Origin of the sequence: Nostoc sp. UHCC 0251, from assembly GCF_034932245.1 — a bacterium.
GTDB lineage: Bacteria > Cyanobacteriota > Cyanobacteriia > Cyanobacteriales > Nostocaceae > Nostoc.
Map to the genome: position 1 here is coordinate 1 of NZ_JAYGHD010000004.1, position 20,169 is coordinate 20,169.

General features: G+C 41.4%; 15 protein-coding genes. 5 read left to right on the plus strand and 10 right to left on the minus strand.

What is annotated here, in order from left to right; all coding sequences use genetic code 11:
* Positions 1–771 precede the first annotated feature (771 nt).
* From VB740_RS01080 to VB740_RS01090, 3 genes are read left to right on the plus strand one after another with little or no spacing between them, the layout of a single operon-like run.
* Positions 772–981 (plus strand): DUF2997 domain-containing protein, encoded by a 210-nt coding sequence (locus tag VB740_RS01080; protein WP_323198252.1) that lies wholly within the window; start codon positions 772–774, stop codon positions 979–981.
* Positions 982–1,020: 39 nt separating this feature from the next.
* Positions 1,021–1,407, plus strand: a complete 387-nt coding sequence (locus VB740_RS01085; protein ID WP_196509571.1) for a DUF1257 domain-containing protein — start codon at positions 1,021–1,023, stop codon at positions 1,405–1,407.
* Positions 1,407–1,868 (plus strand): ferredoxin, encoded by a 462-nt coding sequence (locus VB740_RS01090; RefSeq protein ID WP_323198253.1) that lies wholly within the window; start codon positions 1,407–1,409, stop codon positions 1,866–1,868. The genes VB740_RS01085 and VB740_RS01090 overlap by 1 nt, the downstream gene beginning before the upstream one ends.
* Before the next feature lie 175 nt (positions 1,869–2,043).
* Here VB740_RS01090 and VB740_RS01095 read toward each other — a convergent pair whose 3' ends face one another.
* The 8 genes from VB740_RS01095 to VB740_RS01130 all read right to left on the minus strand — a co-directional run bounded on the left by VB740_RS01095 (position 2,044) and on the right by VB740_RS01130 (position 11,517).
* Positions 2,044–2,328 carry a YiaA/YiaB family inner membrane protein gene (locus tag VB740_RS01095; protein WP_323198254.1) on the minus strand — a complete coding sequence of 95 codons (285 nt, stop codon included), beginning with the start codon at positions 2,326–2,328 and terminating at the stop codon, positions 2,044–2,046.
* 268 nt (positions 2,329–2,596) lie between these two features.
* The gene (locus tag VB740_RS01100) at positions 2,597–4,225 is read right to left on the minus strand and encodes a DUF4335 domain-containing protein (protein WP_323198255.1); all 1,629 of its coding nucleotides are present in this window, start codon (positions 4,223–4,225) and stop codon (positions 2,597–2,599) included.
* 249 nt (positions 4,226–4,474) lie between these two features.
* The gene (locus tag VB740_RS01105) at positions 4,475–5,080 is read right to left on the minus strand and encodes a DUF3038 domain-containing protein (protein WP_012406938.1); all 606 of its coding nucleotides are present in this window, start codon (positions 5,078–5,080) and stop codon (positions 4,475–4,477) included.
* 877 nt (positions 5,081–5,957) lie between these two features.
* Entirely contained in the window at positions 5,958–6,608 is a 651-nt protein-coding gene (locus VB740_RS01110) for a Uma2 family endonuclease (protein ID WP_323198256.1), read from the minus strand.
* 17 nt (positions 6,609–6,625) lie between these two features.
* Complete coding sequence (locus VB740_RS01115; RefSeq protein ID WP_323198257.1) at positions 6,626–9,106, minus strand: endonuclease MutS2; 2,481 nt, start codon at positions 9,104–9,106, stop codon at positions 6,626–6,628.
* Positions 9,107–9,298: 192 nt separating this feature from the next.
* Positions 9,299–9,595, minus strand: a complete 297-nt coding sequence (locus tag VB740_RS01120) for a DUF2288 domain-containing protein (RefSeq protein ID WP_229556974.1) — start codon at positions 9,593–9,595, stop codon at positions 9,299–9,301.
* A 91-nt stretch (positions 9,596–9,686) separates the two neighbouring features.
* The gene (locus tag VB740_RS01125; RefSeq protein ID WP_323198258.1) at positions 9,687–10,724 is read right to left on the minus strand and encodes an AI-2E family transporter; all 1,038 of its coding nucleotides are present in this window, start codon (positions 10,722–10,724) and stop codon (positions 9,687–9,689) included.
* 154 nt (positions 10,725–10,878) lie between these two features.
* Entirely contained in the window at positions 10,879–11,517 is a 639-nt protein-coding gene (locus VB740_RS01130) for a lysophospholipid acyltransferase family protein (protein ID WP_323198259.1), read from the minus strand.
* Between the two features lie 308 nt (positions 11,518–11,825).
* On the opposite strand from VB740_RS01130, the gene VB740_RS01135 reads away from it, so the two are divergent.
* Positions 11,826–17,594, plus strand: a complete 5,769-nt coding sequence (locus VB740_RS01135) for an AAA family ATPase (protein ID WP_323198260.1) — start codon at positions 11,826–11,828, stop codon at positions 17,592–17,594.
* A gap of 153 nt (positions 17,595–17,747) precedes the next feature.
* Positions 17,748–17,882 (plus strand): hypothetical protein, encoded by a 135-nt coding sequence (locus VB740_RS01140; protein ID WP_323198261.1) that lies wholly within the window; start codon positions 17,748–17,750, stop codon positions 17,880–17,882.
* 227 nt (positions 17,883–18,109) lie between these two features.
* Here VB740_RS01140 and fabD read toward each other — a convergent pair whose 3' ends face one another.
* Together fabD and VB740_RS01150 are read right to left on the minus strand one after the other, a co-directional pair.
* The gene (fabD, locus tag VB740_RS01145; protein WP_323198262.1) at positions 18,110–18,991 is read right to left on the minus strand and encodes an ACP S-malonyltransferase; all 882 of its coding nucleotides are present in this window, start codon (positions 18,989–18,991) and stop codon (positions 18,110–18,112) included.
* A gap of 88 nt (positions 18,992–19,079) precedes the next feature.
* Positions 19,080–20,072, minus strand: a complete 993-nt coding sequence (locus VB740_RS01150) for a beta-ketoacyl-ACP synthase III (RefSeq protein ID WP_323198263.1) — start codon at positions 20,070–20,072, stop codon at positions 19,080–19,082.
* Positions 20,073–20,169: the final 97 nt, after the last annotated feature.

Here is a 20,169-nt window from a genome sequence, read left to right on the forward strand (position 1 = left end):
TTATTTTCAACCGACTCTGCATTTATATTATGCAGCTTAAATGCCGATTAGCTTATTAAATCAGGGTGAGTTAGTCATTAAGTGGCATCGAAAGATAAAAAACAAAGGCAATAGTGACTATGTTGCAATTTAAATGCCGATTAGCTTATCAGTGTATCCAGGTCGCGCAGCACCAAAGACTATTTGCTCTTTCTCACAAGCCGGCGCAAACTTGTACATCTTTGAACTGTCTATAATCGAGGTTAGTAAATCTCACTAATAGCAGAAAATGGCGATCGCAGTTTAAAATCCTTTTACACCTGTTGCCACCTAAAGTCACTATATCAACGGTCTAATACAACGCCCACGTAAGTATACCCCAATATCTCGCTGTAGGCTTACACTGCAATGCATCCAACCTACCTGGAGTGAGGATAAGGTAAATCGAATAGTAATAATAAAGTTTTTCAAGAAATTTTATATTTTTGTGAATTGCCTTACTGGCTATACTACCTCTAATCCTTATATTTAGGACTTTTGCAGCTTACTTAGCTACCTCCAATAGTTACCTTGACTAATCGAGAAGGTTAAGAGAAACTAACTAAATACTGATGCATGTGCTTATAATACTAATAAGTTTTGTAAAGATTCTGAGATATATATGTTTAAAGATGGAACATTAGTTAACAAATGGCAGGTTTGTATCTAAGTAAAAATGTTCCTACGGCTATATTTGTAGCCTTCTGCTAAGACAGTACAATTTAAGCGTACTTATCCTGGTTGGCCAAAAGAATGGAGACATTAGAGTTCATAATTTATCCAGACGGTCGGGTACAAGAGAAAGTCACTGGCATTATTGGTGCTTCTTGCGCTGAGGTTACAGCAGCAATAGAGGCACAGTTGGGGCAAGTACTTAATCATGAGCCAACCTCAGAATATTTCGCCGCTAAGGTGCAGCAATCTAATGTGGCGAATACACATACCACTTACAGCGATTGGTAAGTTTTCACAGTAGTTTAGTGTAATTAATTCACAACCACCATGTCACACTTTAGCCAAATTAAGACTCAAATCCGTAACCTTGATTCTTTAAAAGATGCTCTGACTGAATTGGGCATAGACTGGAAACCCGGCCCACGCGAAGTACGCGGCTATCGCGGTCAAACTCATCCTGCGGAAGTTAGTATTGAGCAAGAAAATGGCTACGACATCGGCTTTAGATGGAATGGCAAGGAATATGAACTGGTGGCTGATTTACAATATTGGCAGCAAAACCTGTCTGTGGACGGATTTTTACGCCAGGTAACACAGCGCTATGCTTATCAAACAGTTGTAAAAGAAACCGCTCGTGTTGGTTTTCAGGTCGCTGAACAACAAAAAAATGAAGATGGTTCAATTCGCCTAGTAGTACAGCGCTGGAGTGCGTAATGGCTGATTTTCTGCCGTCGCCGGAAGAACAAGAAGACAACCGTTCCGGTTTGGAACCAGAATTAGGGGGTTTTTTACGGGATGCCCCAGAGCGTTCTGGTTTGGAACCGGAATTAGGTGGTTTACTGCGCCAAAATGGTGTTTATGTAGACGAAATTACCTGTATTGGTTGCAAGCATTGCGCTCACGTTGCGCGTAACACCTTTTACATTGAACCAGATTACGGGCGATCGCGCGTGGTTCGACAAGATGGGGACGCTGAGGAAATTATCCAAGAAGCAATTGATACTTGTCCGGTTGATTGCATTCACTGGGTTGATTACACTGAACTCAAAAAGTTAGAAGAAGAGCGCAAATATCAGGTAATTCCTGTAGTCGGTTATCCGGTAGAGCAAGCAGTTGCTGCTAGTGAACGTCGGCGTAAAAAGCAAAAGTTAAAAACCAAAAAATCCCGTTATTAAGATAAAAAAGTTAAATAAAGATAATAAAGGACTGGATATACCAGTCCTTTTGTCTTTGTAATATAGTTAACTTCTGATGTGTAGATCACATCAAATAGGAAAAGGTAGTATTGTTTGATATTTTTGAAACTGCTTTTTGGTAAAGCCTTTCAATCCACAATTGGTATGACTGCCTTTATTTTAAATTTAGATTATCGTGTTGTGAAAGCAATTTTTCTACTTTTGCCTCGTCTAACCTAGCAGTTAATCTTCTAGTTTCATGCAAATCTCTAGTAGTTTTTGCCAAGGTAAAAGTTGAGCCAATAGAAAAAGCTAAACCCATACCCATAAACCCTTTTACCCAGCTATCCACAGGCAAATTTACAATACCGAAAGTGGTCATAGAAATAGATAATACAAAAGCTGCCCAAGTTTGAATAATCCAAGCTGAACTGTCTTTTTGAGTACCAATTGTTTGCATATTTCCTACCTTTATTTTGGGTAATTTATACCAATTCGCAATTAAGAAACATCAGATTTTATCTGCATTTCCAGACTTGTATCTATAGTTTTATTGGGCAAATTGGTGTTAATAGTGATTGTATTAATTGGTAGGTTTACTGGTATCAATAGTAAGACCAGTTTGGTAACTGGACTCCAAAAGGCAACCTCAAGATCAATGGGAGCAAATAGAAACTGGCACAAGATTTGTACCAGTTTTACAAGTGGCATTAAACGGATTGATTTACTTATTCATCTGGAAAAGTCTGTACCTTGCCATCAGGATTGAGAACAACTCGAATTCTGACATTTTGTCCGCGTGTATTGGCAGAAACAAAAGGTTTACCAACTTCAGGCATCCCAGCGCTATCAACGAATTCTCTTGCTGCCTTATTGAGGGGAAAGATTCGTTCTACTGTGCCGTCAACACTGACTATCAAACTGTACTCTAATGCTTGTCCTAATCCAGTGGGTGGTTGCCAACGCTTGCTTAGGTATTCTCTAGCTTCTGCTACTTGAGGTGTATCAAATAATGTACCAGTAGCCACTTCTCTTGATGTAGGGCTTTTGCGTCCGTCCCCTAATTGATCGATAAAGGGATTATTATCCGCAGTTCTAGAGGAAGAAAGTTGTGAAGCAGGTTTTTCTTCAGGAGAAGGTGGCTGTAGGGAATTGATTCTTTCCTCTAGCTGTTGTGAGGTTAGTGGTTTTTCCTGTAGCTGTTGTGAATTTAATAGGGAGGGTTGGGTAGGAGTATTGCCACTATTGGGTATAGTACCAGCAGACGGGGGGACTGGTGAGATATTAGTTGGTATTCCTGTACTAGAAGATAGTCTGGGTGGCAAATTCCGCAGCTGAGGAAGAGCAGCAGCTTGGGGACTTGATCCTGTAGGGTTCTGTGCCAGGTTTGGTAATATAGCAATTTCCTGCCCTGGGGTTTTGTTCGATGGTACGAGCGCAGGATTAGTGGGAAGGGTTGAAGTCTTACCCTGAGGTATAGTCAGTGCATTATTTGGAAATAGAGGTGGCGGTGTAGAGACACTGGAACTAGGGTTTGTTATAGGTGCTTGGGGCAAACTGGATGTGGTAAGTGGAGGGGTGGAACCTAGCAAGTTATCTGATGGAGTGGCCAGTCCAGGTTGAGGCGTGGGAAAGCTTAGTAAGGGTGAAGGTTCTAAGGCAGTCTTTACTGCTGCTGGATCTGCTGTTTGGGCTGTCTGCTGTTGCTTTTCCCTAATGTTGTTAGCATATTGCCACGTAACTGGTAAAAAACCTACGCCTAATACTAATACTGCGGCAATAGGGGCCCAAGTTGGAAACCTCAGAGGCGAACTTGTGCTGTTAAGAGTTGGGAGTGCCATGACATCAGTCGAGTATTCATCTAAAGCACTGGCCAAATCAAATAGTTGCAGCAGACTGAGTTGAATTACAGGGCCAGATGAGTGGTTGGCCAGAGAACCGAGAAATAAGTTGTGAGTTAAATAGCTGCTTGGTTCTAAGTGGATATTTGCCCCAGGTAGCTGGGTACTAAAGGAATTTAATGTTTTTATTGAAGACTTTAATTCCGGCTCACCCAATGCTGTGCTTGACTCCTGGGTGCCGGAGAAACTGACCCAAAAGCTTTCTGGAGACTGTTGGAGGAATTGTTGTACGTAGCTTGTAACTGCATCACATAAAGCTTCGAGTTGTTCGCGATCGCCCCGAATTGGAACTCTGTGTTCTTCTGGTAGTCGGGGATCATCAAAACGTAGCTCAAAGCTTAGGTGTTTGAGAACAGTTTTACCCATCCAACGGGACAGAGGTGAGCTTTGCGCGAATACTTCTAGCGTACAAGTCGGCGGTGTATAGCAACGAATAACAGAATTTGATAGAGGCATGACAGGAACTACGAGGAAGACTATTTGGGATTTTGCAAAAAATTGAGCCAGTTGCTTGCAAAGAAAAGTTAAAACGGCGGATTCCGCCACTCAGAACTTTATCAAGTTCCTTTAGTCGTGCAAACTGGTGTGCAAGGAGGAAGCAGTGCTGATAGTACATCGCCCAAGGGCTAACGACCATCAAAAGAGTTTCCTGACCTAGCAAACTTTCATGAGCGAATTTTGGTTGAGGAATTTCAAATCTAAAATCTAAAATTTTGTAGAACGATCTATAAGTGCTAGCCAGAGACGGCGATGCCCACCAGGAGCACTGTAAAAAAGTAAATCTACAAGCAGTTTTAGTGCCAGGTTGGTAAGTAAATCCGTTGAGATTTTCTCGTCCTCTTCCATCCGCTCTTGGTAGGTATTGCAAAAAGCATCAATATAATCTCCAAGTAAAGCAGCCTGGTGAGGTTCCCGGTTATTTTCTGCCATTTGTTCTAATAGACCGACAGCGCGGCGAATCAATTCCTGGTGCTGTTTGGCTAGGTAGCAGATGATCAGAACAAGCGATCGCGCTTCTTCAACATCTAACTTTTTTCGCCCTCCTTGACCTTTGCGTAGGGGATTTGATTGGCGCAGTCGCCATAAAGCTACGCGGTCTGGCACTCTTGACTCTAAATTCAGATCAGTTGCCGCCGAAAGCATAGCCTCTGAACCAATCCCAGTTAAAGTTTCTAGCGCCAACAGCACCAAGTCTAATTGGGTTTTGATATTGTCCCATTGAACTGTGTTTGGGGCTGGAAGCTTGATTAAATCCTCCCACTGGGAATTTGGAGTGGCTGAGTTGGCGGCCGAGTGCATAACTTTTAGCATAGGTGATCAAGCTGATAGGGGATGTTGCTGTTACCCATTTTGAAACCAGACTCTCAAGCATCAAGCTTGGTTTCCCATAGCTATGAGCCAGAGGCTTCAGGTAGTTTTTTTCTATGTAGTAAACAACAGGTATCTCTGTCCTACTCTAAATGAAAATTTATTTTCGACAAAGTAAAAAATTATCAATTCTAGTTAAGGTTTACCCGACTTTCACTGCTAGTTCCGTACAAGAGTATAAATAAACTATTGTTTTGAATACTAACCGCTAATTATCGCCAAGTAATTATGTACAATACCTCCTAATTTATTTGCGGTTTTAAATTTTGAAATTTTTTGATGTTTATTATTTGGTCTTCATGTATACATAATTACTATACAAATTTTTTGCCTGTTCGCTAGAGGTGCTTCTTGCTGCTGGATATCACCCACCCCAGTTTCGCTGGTGTGTAGCCTGTTATTTCAGAACAGGCTGGGCAACATCAGGACGATTGATGCCTCCTTAAAAATTTGATAAAGTCAACGTTTGAAGATATTAGCCAATTGATTTTACCCAATTTAGTTGGTAGCACAGATCTAACCGCAAACTACGCACATATCAGAACTCATTTATTTTATATTGATGGGCTGAGGTAATAGTTTAGACAATTATCAAAACCCATACTGAAGCATGGGTTATAGATAATTCACTGAGTAGTAATAGCAATGTAATAATATAACAACTATGAAAAAGTATTTTGTTGCCTTTTCACGGATAGCTTGTGCTGTCGGTGTGACTTTGCTAACTCAGGTATTCGTGGTTAAGTTTATATGAGTAAAAAATCACTCTTTTTAACCACTAGCCAAAACATTTTTGAGTAGCCATTTCTGAGAATTTCAGCTAAATCGGTCTACTAATTTGCTGTCTTATCCACGCACGAAATGCTTTCATTGTCACATTTCTGCCATTGCTTTTACTCTGCATCAAATATTCAGGAATAACTTGGCAAATTGGCAGATTAGGGAAAATATAACTGGTATTTGATTCTACATATTTCCCATCAAATAGCACGTTGATTTGCAACTTACTTCCATTCCATCGCCACAGTTCCGGTACTCTCAAAGCTTGATAATTATTAAAACGAGTGCGGGAGGTAATATCAATTTCAATAGCCAAATCTGGAGGCGGGTCAATTTCTAAATTTATTCTGTCTTTGCCCCTAATTCTAGCTTCGTTTTGGATATAGAAACAATCATCGGGTTCTACCCCAGCATCCATACTTTCCTTATCAAAAGTCGTAGAACCCAAACTCCAAAATTCCAGATCAAGTTCTTCTAATAAAACTTTTATCAAGTCGCCAATAATAACTTTAGCTACTTCATGCTCTGGTAATGGAGCCATTATTTCCAGCACCCCTTGACTGTAACCTATCCGATAATTCCGATTGTCTCCCAATTCTGCCAAAATGCGTTTGTATGCCGACCAAGAGACATCTTTAATCAACAACTGATGACCAGCTCTAACAATTAGTTGATTGAGTTCAAGTAACATTGCAAATTTCCTGCTCTTTATTTTATGTGAGCAACGGTGACACCAGTGCCGCCATCTGCTTGTTCTGCTGGTTCGTAGTTGTTAACTCTGGGATGCTGTTGCAAGAATGCGTGAACTCCTTGTCGCAGTTTCCCAGTGCCGTACCCGTGAATAATCCAGACTGGGCCTGTAGCTTCCGAGATGGCTTTATCTAAAATGTATTCGGCATCAGCCACTCGCTTACCGCGCAAATCAATAGTGTTTTGCGAGGTGCGAATTTCTGGGACACTTTGCGGTGGTGGAGTTACTGCTGCTGGGGCTGGTTTGGGTTTGACGATTGGTTCGGGTTTTTGACCATCTAGAGATTCTACGTCTTGCAACTTCACCGTCATCTTCATTAGCCCAAAGCGAACACTTAACTCGCCATCCTGATCAGGGGCGGTGATCACATCCGCTATCTGGCCGAGTTTGGGAATGCGGACGCGATCGCCTACTTTGGGCATAAATCCAGCTTTTGGTTTTGCTGGCGTTGCTGACTGATATTGCTGGCCAATTTGATTCAAAGCATTGGTGGCTTGCTGCGCCTCTTGGGCTGTGGGCGTACCTTTCTGCAATCGGCGAATCACTTGGGCAATTTCACCTTTTGCCTGAGCGATCGCTTGTTGGACTGCTATTTCCTGCGAAGCCCGCAGACTGCTTTCCCTCTCTTCCAAACTTGCGGCTTTTGCTGATACTTCTTTGTATAAGCGTTCCGCTTGCTGCAACAAACTTTGGGCTTCGGCTGCTTTGGTTTCCTGACGGCGGCGTTGCGCTTCTAAACCAGCAATCACCTGGTTAACTTCATCTGTGGCCTCTCCCACTTGAGTTTTTGCCTGTTCTACCACTTCTGGTTTTAATCCCAAGCGCAGGGCAATTGTTAAGGCATTAGAACGTCCTGGGATGCCCCACAGCAGACGGTAAGTGGGTGAGAGAGTACTTTCGTCAAATTCTACAGAGGCATTTTCAAACCGCTCGTCTTCGTATTTCAGGGCTTTCAGTTCCCCAAAGTGAGTGGTGGCGATCGTTAGCTGGGCATGGTTGGCTAAATATTGCAACAAGGCGATCGCTAAGGCGCTACCTTCAACTGGATCGGTTCCTGCGCCGACTTCATCGAGTAAGACTAGGGAATTGGGCATGGGGCATGGGGCATGGGGCATGGGGTATTGGGCATTGGTTATTAATTCTTCTGCCCCTGCCTCCCTTGCTTCCCCTGCTCCCTCATCTCCTTCAACTTCCCCATTCCCTAATGCTTCTAAAATTCGACTAATGCGGCGGATGTGTCCAGAGAATGTCGATAAACTTTGCTGCAAGGATTGTTCATCGCCAATATCTGCCAGTACCTTGTCAAACCAAGGTATTTCTACTGGTTCGCGGGCGGGGACAAATAGACCTACTTTGGCCATCAATGCGGCTAATCCCAAAGTTTTTAAGGTTACAGTTTTACCACCAGTATTTGGCCCGGTAATCGTTACTACCCGAATTAGCGGGTTTATCAGCAAATCTACAGGAACTACTGGTTGCCCTTGTTCGTGCTGTTGCTGCCACACTAACAATGGATGTCGCAAATTCCGCAAGGTAATGATTTCATTGTCTTCTCGCCGGATAAATCGCGGGGGATTTGCTCCTAGCCAGTAACTATAGCGCGATCTAGCCGTTGCCAGATCCAAAGTGGTAGCGATCGCTAACAACCTTTCTAAATCTGGTTTGACTGCGGCGACTTGTTCTGTCAAAACGCGGCGAATCGCTTCTTCTTCCGCTTGCTCTTTTCTAATTATTTGTCGCAGTTGGTTGCCCAAGGGCACTACTGAATTAGGTTCTACGTAAAGCGTGGCACCGCTAGTAGAGGTGTCGTGAACAATGCCGGGGATGGCATCTTTTTGCGGTGCTTTTACGGGGATGACATAGCGATCGCCCCGTTGCGTAATCAGCTGTTCTTGAACTGCTCCAGATTTTGCCTGTAAGATATTTTGCAGCTTTTGAGTAATTTGGCTGCGTAATCTCCGTAAATCTGTGCGAATTTCTCCCAGTTTTTGACTCGCGCGGTCAGTTATCTGGGCCCGTTCATCAATACAGCGGTGAATTTCTTGTTCTAGTTCTGGATAAGTCCGCAAATCGGCAACCAAGTCGGTCAAGATCGGCAAATCTTCCTGATTGTCAATAACACGGCGCAAATTTCTGGCTCCAGCGAGGGTGGTAGCGATCGCTAACAGTTCATCCCCTGCCAAAACTCCACTCCGTTCTGCCCGTTCTAAGGAATCGCCAATATCTTGAATTCCCTCAAATGACAGTCCCGTGGTCAGGCGAGTTTCCAGTTGGTAGACTTCTTTGGTTTGCTCTAATAACAGTTCGCTTTGGATCTGAGAATCGGGTATTTTCAGATGACGCGCAGCTGTCGCCCCCAGCTTAGTTGCCGCAAAGGTGGCAAGGTGCTGGCAGAGGCGATGCCATTCTAATAGTTCTAAAGTTTCAGATTGGATCAAGGTTTCAACATCTAATCTGAAATTATGGTAACAATTCTAGCTCCTAGATGGCTAAATATTAAAGGAGAAAATTTTGCTTTAGCCAATAGTCGAGAGGTATATTCGCCCTCTACTTCTTATACATTGATGTATTTTATGCTACATCAATATTTTTAGTGATTCTAACTCCGATTAAAATGCCACAAAAACTGATTAAGCAGCAACTATTTCTTGCGCTAGAACGTAAGGCTGAACAATGAGAGTATTAAATCGTTTAGTGCGATCGCCATTCCATTCTCCCACCTGTACTATGGTGGGTTTGGCAATTAATTGTTGATCAATCCACTGTTCCACTGATGGTATGTTATCACTGGCGATCGCTACTCCAACATCCACCAAGTTTAGCTCAAGTGCCACCAAAATTACTGCATCTCGTTGTACATGAGGAATTAGCCACTCCCACTCTGCCTCATCCAAAATTTCTGTTAATTCCGCTCTTAAATCCGACATCATTCCTCAATTTGTATTGGCTAAAAAACTATTTTACATTAATTACTACTTCCAACTCCTAACTCCTGTACAGACGCGATTAATTGCGTCTCTAAACCTCTGATTTCATCTCATCAATTTCAAATAAAGACACGATTACTCCAGCGATGGGGATAGATATAAAAACTCCTAGTAAGCCTGCTACTTTAGCGCCTACTAGCAAAGCAAAGAATACTACAACAGGATTAAGATTCAGCGCATCTTGCATAATTCGAGGAGCAATCAAGTTGTCTTGTATCTGTTGGAGGACAATACAAGCGATTAAGACTCTCAATGCTAACCAAACACCTTGAGACAAGACAACTAAACTAACTGTGCTTACTCCTAATGTTGCTCCTATGCCAGGAATGATATCAAGAATTCCGATGATCACTGACAATATCAAAGCAAAAGGGACTTTTAATATTAAGAAAACTAAAAAAGTCGTACTTGTGAGAAATGCACTTAATAACAACTGACCTCTAAAAAATCCTAAAAAAGACCGTCTGATTATATTTGTAAATCTATTTCGCCGCTGTTTTGGTACTATTTTTATCGTAAAGTTCCACAAGTTTTCTCCATCGAGTAACATAAAGAAAGCTACAACTGCAATCAATATAAATGTCAGGAAATTTGTCATGAATCCTTGTAAAACAGCCAAGCTAGTAACAAGACTAGATACAGCTTGGTTTCGCAATTGTTCTTGAATAAAACCTAAATTTATCTGCAAATTCCGGCTTCGTAAAAACCCTTCTAGGCGCTCTAATAGAGGTATTAAAGAATTTACAAAGCCAGTTATACTGTCAATTAATTGTTGTCCTTGAGATAAAACCGTTAAGCCGACGGTAATTATCAGACCGCCTATAATCACAATACTGAATAAGAAAACGACACCAACAGCTACGCCGTGGGGCAAAAAACGCCGCAGCCATTGTACAGGATAGCTGAGTAAAAAAGCCAAAATTGCAGCAAATGTAAAAATAACAATGACCGCTTCAAAGTAAGCTAAAAGTTGTACAATTGCCCAGCCAGAAGCAACTAAAAGTAAAAAGCGGACTAACGCCAGATTATTTAATCGATCCCAAAAATTCTTGGCCTCAAAGCCGCTCATATGTTGTTTAAAGAGAAACTTATGGTAGATTTGCCTAGCAGTTGCATTTAAGCACAAAGTTAGACTTCATTGCTAGAGCACATTGACCTTAAACATACAGAGGCTAAGGCGAGATCGCTACCTCCCTAAAGCATATATCTCTTGCTTGTATAGCTTATCGTCCTAAATTATGCATCTCGTTAATTACCGTGGCACATTTTTGTGTCAACGCTTCCAATTCCTCTTTATTACTGGAACTAGGCGCATCAATCAAGTTACCAATTCTCACAGTGATGGGAACTGCGCGGGGTAGGGACGATCCTTTTTGCAAAATCTCCTCAGTACCCCAGACACTAACTGGCAATATTGGAGCTTTTGCTTTCGCCGCCAGCAACAGTGCGCCTCTCTTGGGGTCTGTAATTCGACCATCAGGGGTGCGAGTCCCTTGCAAGAAAACACCGACAGCCCAACCGTTATTGAGATATTCTAGGGCGGAACGGATGGCATTGCGATCGGCATTTCCCCGACTCACCGGGTAAGCACCGTACAATTTAATCGCTTGCGCCAAAACTGGGATTTTAAATAACTCTTCCTTAGCCATGTACGCCACTGGACGACGTACACAGTTGGAGACAATTGGCGGGTCAAAGTAACTAGCGTGATTACTCACTACCAACAAAGGCCCTGATTGGGGGACATTTTCCGTACCATGAATCTGGCCCCGAAAGTAAGCGTGAAGCATGGGGCTAACGACTGACCATTTAAAGGCATGGTAAAGTGCCAGACTGATGAACGGTTCGCGGTTTCTGTCCACAGAAGATTATGCAAATCAAACTGAACTTAGCATAAGCGATCGCAAGGCCCAGAGCAAACTCCAAAAAGCTGTAGAAACCCAACGTACTGATTGTGACAATTTTTAGATCAGCTTTTTTGCTACATTCCCTACCTTTGAAAATATCCTTTTACGAGCTTCCAATTAAAAAATATTTAACATTAGGCAAAACGCCATAACACGCCATATCTACGAATATTGGATAATTTATTGTTTAATATTCTGTTAAATTATAAATTGCTTCACCCATCTGGGAATACTAAATCTGTAAATCGCCAGGATTTAGCAGTATGGTTGCCAGTCTAGTCACTATCCCCGGATATCAAGTTAACGAACAACTTTATAGTGGTTCAAGAACCCTAGTGTATCGAGGCTATCGGGAAACTGATTCCTTACCTGTAGTGATTAAACTGCTGAAAAATCCTTATCCGGGTTTTAGCGAATTGGTGCAGTTTCGCAATCAATACACCATTGCCAAAAATCTTAACTCACCTCTAATCATCCAAACTTATAGCCTTCAAGCGTATCAAAATGGTTATGCATTGGTGATGGAAGACTTTGGGGGGATTTCTCTTAAAGAATGGCAAACACGGGAAAACTTACCAAATCTTAGGGACTTTTTACAAATAGCGATCCCATTGTGCAATGCCTTAAATATACTTTACAGCGATCGCATTATTCATAAAGATATTAAACCCGCCAATATTCTAATTAATCCAGAAACCAAACAAGTTAAATTAATTGACTTTAGTATTGCATCCCTACTACCACGGGAAACTCAAACCCTAATGAATCCCAATGTGTTGGAAGGGACACTAAGTTACATTTCTCCTGAACAAACAGGAAGAATGAATCGGGGAATTGACTACAGAACTGACTTCTATTCTTTAGGTGTAACTTTTTACGAATTACTTACAGGAGAGTTACCCTTTCAATCAAACGATGTGATGGAGTTAGTGCATTGTCATATTGCTAAACAACCACCACTTTTAGACAATAGGGAAGAGATTCCTCAAGTGCTTTGTGACATTGTGATAAAACTGATGGCTAAAAATGCCGAAGACCGCTATCAGAGTGCATTAGGGCTGAAGTTTGATTTAGAAAATTGTTTAATTCAACTTCAAGAAACTGGTAAGATTGAGAACTTCCAAATTGCTCAACGGGATGTGTGCGATCGCTTTATTATCCCTGATAAACTATATGGGCGAGAAACAGAAGTAGAAACCCTGCTCCAAGCATTTGAACGAGTTAGCCTGGGTGCAACCGAAATGATGCTGGTAGCTGGTTTTTCTGGGATTGGTAAAACTGCGGTTGTTAATGAAGTTCATAAACCGATTGTTAGACAACGTGGTTATTTTATCAAAGGGAAATTTGATCAATTTCAACGGAATATTCCCTTAAGTGCATTGGTGCAAGCATTTCGAGATTTAATAGAGCAGCTATTAACAGAAAGTAATACCCAAATCCAGCAATGGAAAAGTAAAATATTAAAGGCTGTGGGTGAAAATGGACAAGTAATTATTGAAGTTATCCCTGAATTAGAAAAGATTATTGGTCAACAACCAACGCCTCCCGAATTATCAGGAAACGCAGCACAAATTAGATTTAATTTAATATTCCAAAAGTTTACCCAAGTCTTTACCAGTGTAGAACATCCCTTAGTGATGTTTTTAGATGATTTACAATGGGCAGATTCAACATCGCTGAAGTTAATTCAGTTATTAATGACTGATGCAGGACATCTTTTATTAATTGGTGCATACCGTGATAACGAAGTCCAAACAGCACATCCATTAATGTTGACTTTAAGTGAAATTGAAAAAACACTCTTGACAATCAATACGATTACATTAGCACCACTAAGTCAAATAGAAGTAAATCAGTTAGTTGCTGACACACTTAAGTGCTCTGAAAATTTAGCGTTGCCTCTTTCTCGACTGGTATTTCAGAAAACTCAAGGTAATCCATTTTTTGCTACGCAATTTATCAAAGCATTACATCAAGATAAACTCATTCAATTTAATTTTGAGTCAGCCTGTTGGGAATGTGATATTGCACAAGTGAATCAGCAATCGGTTACAGATGATGTTGTTACCTTTATGGCATTTCAACTACAAAGACTGCCGCAATCAACTCAAAACATTTTGCAGTTAGCTGCTTGTATTGGCAATCAATTTGATTTAGCAACTTTGGCAATTGTTTCAGAATCATCGGAAATTGAAACGGCTGCTGATTTGTGGAAAGCTTTGGAAGAAGGGTTACTTTTAACTACTGGTGATGTTTATAAATTCTTTCAGCAAGGTGAAGAGGGTTCTGATTCAAAGCCTTTCAATTCTAATTTTCAAGTCCCGAACTATAAATTTTTACACGATCGCGTTCAACAAGCTGCTTATTCTTTAATTCCAGAATCTCAGAAGCAGTCTACTCACTTAAAACTGGGTCGGCTACTGTTAAATAATATTCCTGCCAGCGAGCAAGAAGAGAAAATATTTCAAATTGTTAGTCAATTGAATCTCGGATTAAGATTAATTACTCAAGAGGCTGAACGAGAGCAACTAGCTCAGTTAAATCTGTTAGCTGGACGGAAAGCTATAGCTGCTACTGCCTACACTGCTGCAATTGAGTATCTAAAACTAGGAATGGAATTGCTAACAGCAGATAGCTGGCGAAGTCAGTACGATCTCACCCTGGCACTGTATGAAGATACAGCAAAAGCAGAATATTTAAACACCAACTTTGAACAAGCTATCAAACTGACAGACTTGATCTTGCAGCAAACTACGCAGATGTTGGACAGAATTAAAACTTATGAACTGAAAGTTCAGATTTATATTGCCCAAGATCAGCAAGTTAAAGCCATTGAAACAGGGTTAAAAGCACTGGAGCAGTTAAAAATTTCGTTGAGATCACCTGATGTAGAACCGGAGAATCGTTTAGCTCAACTACCAACTTTAACAAACTTAGCCAATATTCCAGAAATGACTAATCCGGAATCTCTGGCTGCACTGCGGTTGCTGATTAGCATTACACCTCCTGTTAATCATGTCAAACCGGATTTATTTCCGTCAGTAGCACTGACAATGCTTCATCTTTGTCTAGAACAAGGACATTCATCCTTAGCTGCTTTTGCTTATGGAGGTTATAGTGTACTGCTTTGTGCTGTAATCAAAGATGTTGATCCAGGTTATCAATCTGGTCGGATATCTTTAAAGCTTTTAGAGCAATACCATAGTCAGGAAATAAACTCAAAAGTTTATATGATTTTTGGTGTTTTTATCTGTGCTTATAAAGAGCATGGTCGAAATACACTGACATTTTTGCGGGAAAGTATCAAGTGTGGATTAGACGTTGGAGATATCGAACACGCCAGCTATTCAATGATGGCTGAATGTACGAATTTATTCTTAATTGGAGAAACTCTAGACGTTGTTGAAGAAAGGCAAGCAAAATATATCGATTTACTTTTAAAACTCAAACAAAAACATTGTGTTGATTATGCCCAGGTTTGGAGACAAGTCACCTTAAATTTACTTGGACGATCTTCTCACCAATATTACTTGAATGGCATCGATTTTGATGAGACAGAAATGCTGACGCATCTTCACAACAACCACAATCATCAGTCATTATTTTCCATTTATGTTGCTAAAACTACTATTCTTTATACCTTTGGCCAATATGAACAGGCTGTAATCAATGCAGAGAAAGCCTGTGAGTATATGGGTGGAGCTTTTGGTCTACTGTTAGTTGTGGGACATAACTTTTACTACTCTTTGTCCTTACTGGCTAACTATTCTAGTTGCGAGGATCAGCAAGAATGCTGGCTAAATCAGGTAGTGACCAACCAAAAACTCATGCACTATTGGGCTGGCTATGCTCCTGTTAATTTTCAGCACAAGTATGACTTAGTTGAGGCAGAAACAGCGCGGGTAATGGGAGATAAGCTCAAGGCGATGGAATATTACGATCGCGCCATCTCCCTCGCCAAAGCCAACGGCTACATCCAAGAAGAAGCACTTAGCAATGAACTAGCAGCCAAATTCTATCTCGGTTGGGGTAAAGAAAAAGTCGCTCAAGCATATATGCAACAAGCATATTACTGCTACGCTCGTTGGGGTGCAAAAGCCAAAGTGGAGGATTTAGAAAAACGCTATCCCCAGCTACTCCAACTCATCCTGCAACAGCAACAAATCAACCTCAATCACTCAGAAACTATTGCTTTTGGTGGGGCTTCCGCATCTACTCGCGCCAATACCACCGGCAGCACTACTATTTTCGACGTTCTAGATTTTACCTCTGTCCTCAAAGCGGCTCAAGCTATCTCCAGTTCTCTGGAATTAGATCAACTTGTTGCCAGCCTCACCCGCATTATCCTAGAAAACTCTGGCGCGAAAAAAGCTGTACTGGTGCTTCCCCAAGAAGACATTTGGCAAGTACGAGCAATTACTTTTGTTGAACATGAGGAAATCCAAACTATCCTCAAAACACAATCGCTAGACAATTGTCAAGTGATTCCTGTAAATATTATCCATTACGTCAAAAATACCCAACAAACGGTTGTTATAGATAATTGCAAAACAGATATTCCTGGTTTAATTGGGGAATATATGTTGCAACATAAACCCCAAAGTGTTTTTTGTACACCGATTATTAATCAAGGGCAGTTGGTAGGTATTATTTACCTAGAGAATAAACTAACTCAAGGGGTATTTACTAGCGATCGCCTTTCTGTTTTGAATTTTCTCTGCACTCAAGCCGCAATTTCTTTGGAAAATGCCCGATTATATAATCATCTTCAGGAGCGAGAAGAGTTTTTAAGTAGTATTTACGAAGGTGTTGGTTGTCTCCTCTTTGTGATTGATCCCCGCGATAATGGTAGGTTTGAGTACACAGGATGGAGTAAATCCTGCGAACTAGCTGTTGGTATACCTGCTTCCCAAGTACTGGGTAAAACTCCGCAAGAAGTAATCGATCCTGATGAAGGTGCAGCAGTCGAGCAAAAATATCTGCATTGTTTCCAAACCGGAATACCCGTTACCTATGAAGAATGTCTAACATTTAGTGACCAGAAAATTTGGTGGTTAACCACACTCAGTCCATTAAAAGATGAGACGGGCAAAGTTTATCGCGTAGTTGGGACAACTATTAATATTAGCGATCGCAAACAAGCTGAGTCAGCGGTAACAGAAAAATCTCAAGCACTCGGAACAGCCTTAGAAAATTTACAACAAGCGCAATTACAAATTGTTCAGAATGAGAAAATGTCTGCATTGGGTAATTTAGTTGCTGGGGTAGCCCATGAAATGAATAATCCTTTGGGCTTTATTTCTGCTAGTCTAAAACAAGCTAAACCGACCGTTGCAGATATTGTTGAACACTTGAAACTATATCAAGCAAGTCTCCCGAATCCGGACGATCAAATCAAAGAACATGCCGAAGAAATTGACTTGGATTATAGTTTAGAAGACTTACCGAAGATTATTGACTCAATGGTGATGGCGTGCGATCGCCTCAAAAATATCAGTACTAGTTTAAGAACTTTTTCCCGTGCTGATAAAGATTATAAAGTGCCGTTTAATATCCACCAAGGTATCGATAGTACTATTTTAATTCTCAAACATCGCCTCAAAGAAAACGAACAACGTCCAGCGATTGAAGTGATAACTGATTATGCTAGCTTGCCCCAAGTTGAATGTTTCTCTGGGCAATTAAATCAGGTGTTTATGAATATTCTGGCAAATGCTATTGATGCGCTGGATGAATCAAATAGGGGACGGACTTTTGAGGATATTAAGTCAAATCCCAACCGAATTATAATTAAAACCTCTCTGGAAAAGGAAGGGGTGAAAATTGCTATTGCTGACAACGGTCAGGGAATGAATGAAGAAGTAAAACAAAAGATTTTTGACCACTTATTTACTACTAAAGCTGTGGGTAAAGGGACAGGATTAGGATTAGCGATCGCTCGTCAAATCGTCGTAGAAAAACATGGAGGAGTGATTGAGGTAGATTCTAGACCAGGCGAAGGTACTGAATTTGTGATCCAGCTACCGCTGTAGCATATAGCCCAATACGGTTCAGGTAAAGTTAAAAACTAAAACTGGTGGTGTAGTAGTCAACCTTAAAATATTGGGCGTAATAGCTTATAACAATTCGCAAAAATCCTGATACATATAGATTTCTCGTAGGAGCATGGCATTAGATATTGTCTCGTGTCTCGTTCCCAGTCTCCGGCTGGGAATGCCATCTTAGAGGCTCCGCCTCCCTTGCTGGCGGCAGAGCCGCTTTTCGAGTTGCATTTCCAGTCCAGAGGCTGGAAACGAGATTGGAAAAGGCTTTTAGCTTAAGTTGACACCAATGGGCAATGCCATGCCCCTAACGGCGTATTTGTACCATTATTAAACCGAAATGGTATTACATCAAGGTAAACTTGATTGTAATTCCACACTAGGGAAGGGCGCAGAATTTGTTGTAACTCTACCGATAGAAGTTAACTTCATAACTTGAGGAGAATTTATTTTTCCTATTTCTCAAAGATTGCTTCGGTATTATAATTCCATAAATTTATAAAAAACTAAACAGGCAAATCAGCAGCACTCTGGATGTTTTCTAATATTAAATCAGGGCTGCTACGTTTAATTAAACCAGTTAGCACTTTACCAGGGCCAATTTCCACTACTCGCTGGATACCATTAGCTGGTAATTGCAGAGAAATTTCTCGCCATCTTACAGAACCAGTCATTTGTTTGTTCAGGCGCTGCTTTAAAATCTCGGCATCAATAGATGGAATTGGTTCTACATTAGACATGACTGGCACAGTAGCTGGCTGAAATTCCACAGATTCTAGAATGTCTTGGAATTCCGTAGCCGCTGGTGCTATTAAATGTGAGTGAAATGCTCCAGAAACTTTTAGGGGAATAGCACGCTTTGCTTTAACTTGAGTCATTACTGCTTGTACAGCCTCAACCGTGCCTGAAATTACTACCTGAGCCGGACTATTGTCATTTGCTAGCACCACATCAGGCGTTTCGGCAATGACTTTTTCTAACTGTTCGCGGTCAAAGTTCATCAAAGCTGCCATCATACCACCAACGGCACTATCCATAAGTTCTGCACGGCGCTTTACTAGATATAAACCAGCCGACCATTCAAAGACACCCGCTACATAAAGGGCAGAATATTCTCCCAAACTGTGGCCTGCAACTAAATCTGGCTGGTGTCCACGTTCTCGGAGAAGATCAGCAAGAATGCTTTCTACCACATAAAGAATTGGCTGGGTGTATAGCGTCTGTGATAACTTTTCTTCTTCGTTTTGACAGATTTCTGTTACAGACCAACCCAAAATTTCTTTAGCTTGAGCAAATTTGTTTTTAGCGAAAGCTATATCTAATAAGTCAATTCCCATTCCCAGCGTTTGAGAACCTTGTCCGGGAAACACCCATGCAGTTTTAGTCATTAGTCATTAGTCAGTGGTCATTGGTCATTGGTCATTAGTCATTGGTCATTAACAAAGGACAAATGACTAATGACAAAGGAAAAAATATTTATCTTCCCCATTGAAAAATTGCCGCACCCCAGGTAAGACCGGCACCAAAGCCGGATGCAGCAACAATATCATTAGGTTTAATTTTACCTTGCCGTACTGCTTCATCTAAAGCTAAGGGAATAGAAGCGGCAGAGGTATTGCCGTACTGGGCAAGATTACTTATAACTTTATGTTCTGGGACATTTAGGCGTTGGGCAACGGCATCGATAATCCGCTGATTGGCTTGATGCAACAGCAGCCAATCTATTTTGTCAACACTAAGGTTGGCTTGAAACAAGGCTTTATCAATGATTTCTGGCACTTTTTGCACAGCAAAGCGGTAGACTTCTTTGCCGTTCATGGTAATAGGTTGGTAAGTGCCTTTTGTAATATTTACACCAGTGAGCAATTCTTGGGAAGCGCCTGCATAGGCAAGGTTGAGGTGATGATTTTGAGTACCATCACTTTTAAGGGCAAATCCTAATAAGCGATCGCTTTTGTCAGCCTGCAATACTACTGCCCCCGCACCATCACCGAATAATACACAAGTGCGCCGATCTTCCCAATCTACCCAACGAGAGAGGATATCTGCCCCTATCAACAGTACATTTCTATAGACACCTGTTCTAATGTATTGGGCTGCTGTAACCAGACCAAACACAAAGCCAGAGCAGGCGGCGGTCAAGTCAAAAGCTACTGCATTGGTGGCTCCTAGTTGAGCCTGTACTTGACAAGCACTACCAAACAAATCATCAGGGGTGGAAGTCGCTAGCAGAATCAGGTCTAGGTCTTCTGGTTTAATTCCCGATGCTGCGATCGCCTGTTTGCTGGCGGCAGTAGCGAGTACACTCAAGGACTCGGATGGCAGGGCTAATCGTCGTTGACGAATTCCAGTTCTTGTAGTTATCCACTCGTCTGATGTTTCAACTAGTTCAGTCAATGTCTGGTTGTGTAGGGAAGTTGCTGGTACTGCCGAGCCACTTCCGGTAATTGCTATGCCTAAGTTTTGCACTCCTAATCTCCCTAGCTATCAGCTTTTTGTCTTTTGTCCCTTGTCCTTTGTCCTTTGTCTATCGTCCTTGCAAATGACAAATGACAAATGACTTATG

Excerpts from the sequence above, each read along its gene's own strand:
- VB740_RS01125 (WP_323198258.1), bottom strand. The coding sequence starts at position 10,724 with ATGAGCGGCTTTGAGGCCAAGAATTTTTGGGATCGATTAAATAATCTG.
- fabD (WP_323198262.1), bottom strand. The coding sequence starts at position 18,991 with ATGACTAAAACTGCATGGGTGTTTCCCGGACAAGGTTCTCAAACGCTG.
- VB740_RS01100 (WP_323198255.1), bottom strand. The coding sequence starts at position 4,225 with ATGCCTCTATCAAATTCTGTTATTCGTTGCTATACACCGCCGACTTGT.
- VB740_RS01120 (WP_229556974.1), bottom strand. The coding sequence starts at position 9,595 with ATGTCGGATTTAAGAGCGGAATTAACAGAAATTTTGGATGAGGCAGAG.
- VB740_RS01135 (WP_323198260.1), top strand. The coding sequence starts at position 11,826 with ATGGTTGCCAGTCTAGTCACTATCCCCGGATATCAAGTTAACGAACAA.
- VB740_RS01090 (WP_323198253.1), top strand. The coding sequence starts at position 1,407 with ATGGCTGATTTTCTGCCGTCGCCGGAAGAACAAGAAGACAACCGTTCC.
- VB740_RS01085 (WP_196509571.1), top strand. The coding sequence starts at position 1,021 with ATGTCACACTTTAGCCAAATTAAGACTCAAATCCGTAACCTTGATTCT.
- VB740_RS01080 (WP_323198252.1), top strand. The coding sequence starts at position 772 with ATGGAGACATTAGAGTTCATAATTTATCCAGACGGTCGGGTACAAGAG.
- VB740_RS01110 (WP_323198256.1), bottom strand. The coding sequence starts at position 6,608 with ATGTTACTTGAACTCAATCAACTAATTGTTAGAGCTGGTCATCAGTTG.
- VB740_RS01105 (WP_012406938.1), bottom strand. The coding sequence starts at position 5,080 with ATGCTAAAAGTTATGCACTCGGCCGCCAACTCAGCCACTCCAAATTCC.
- VB740_RS01095 (WP_323198254.1), bottom strand. The coding sequence starts at position 2,328 with ATGCAAACAATTGGTACTCAAAAAGACAGTTCAGCTTGGATTATTCAA.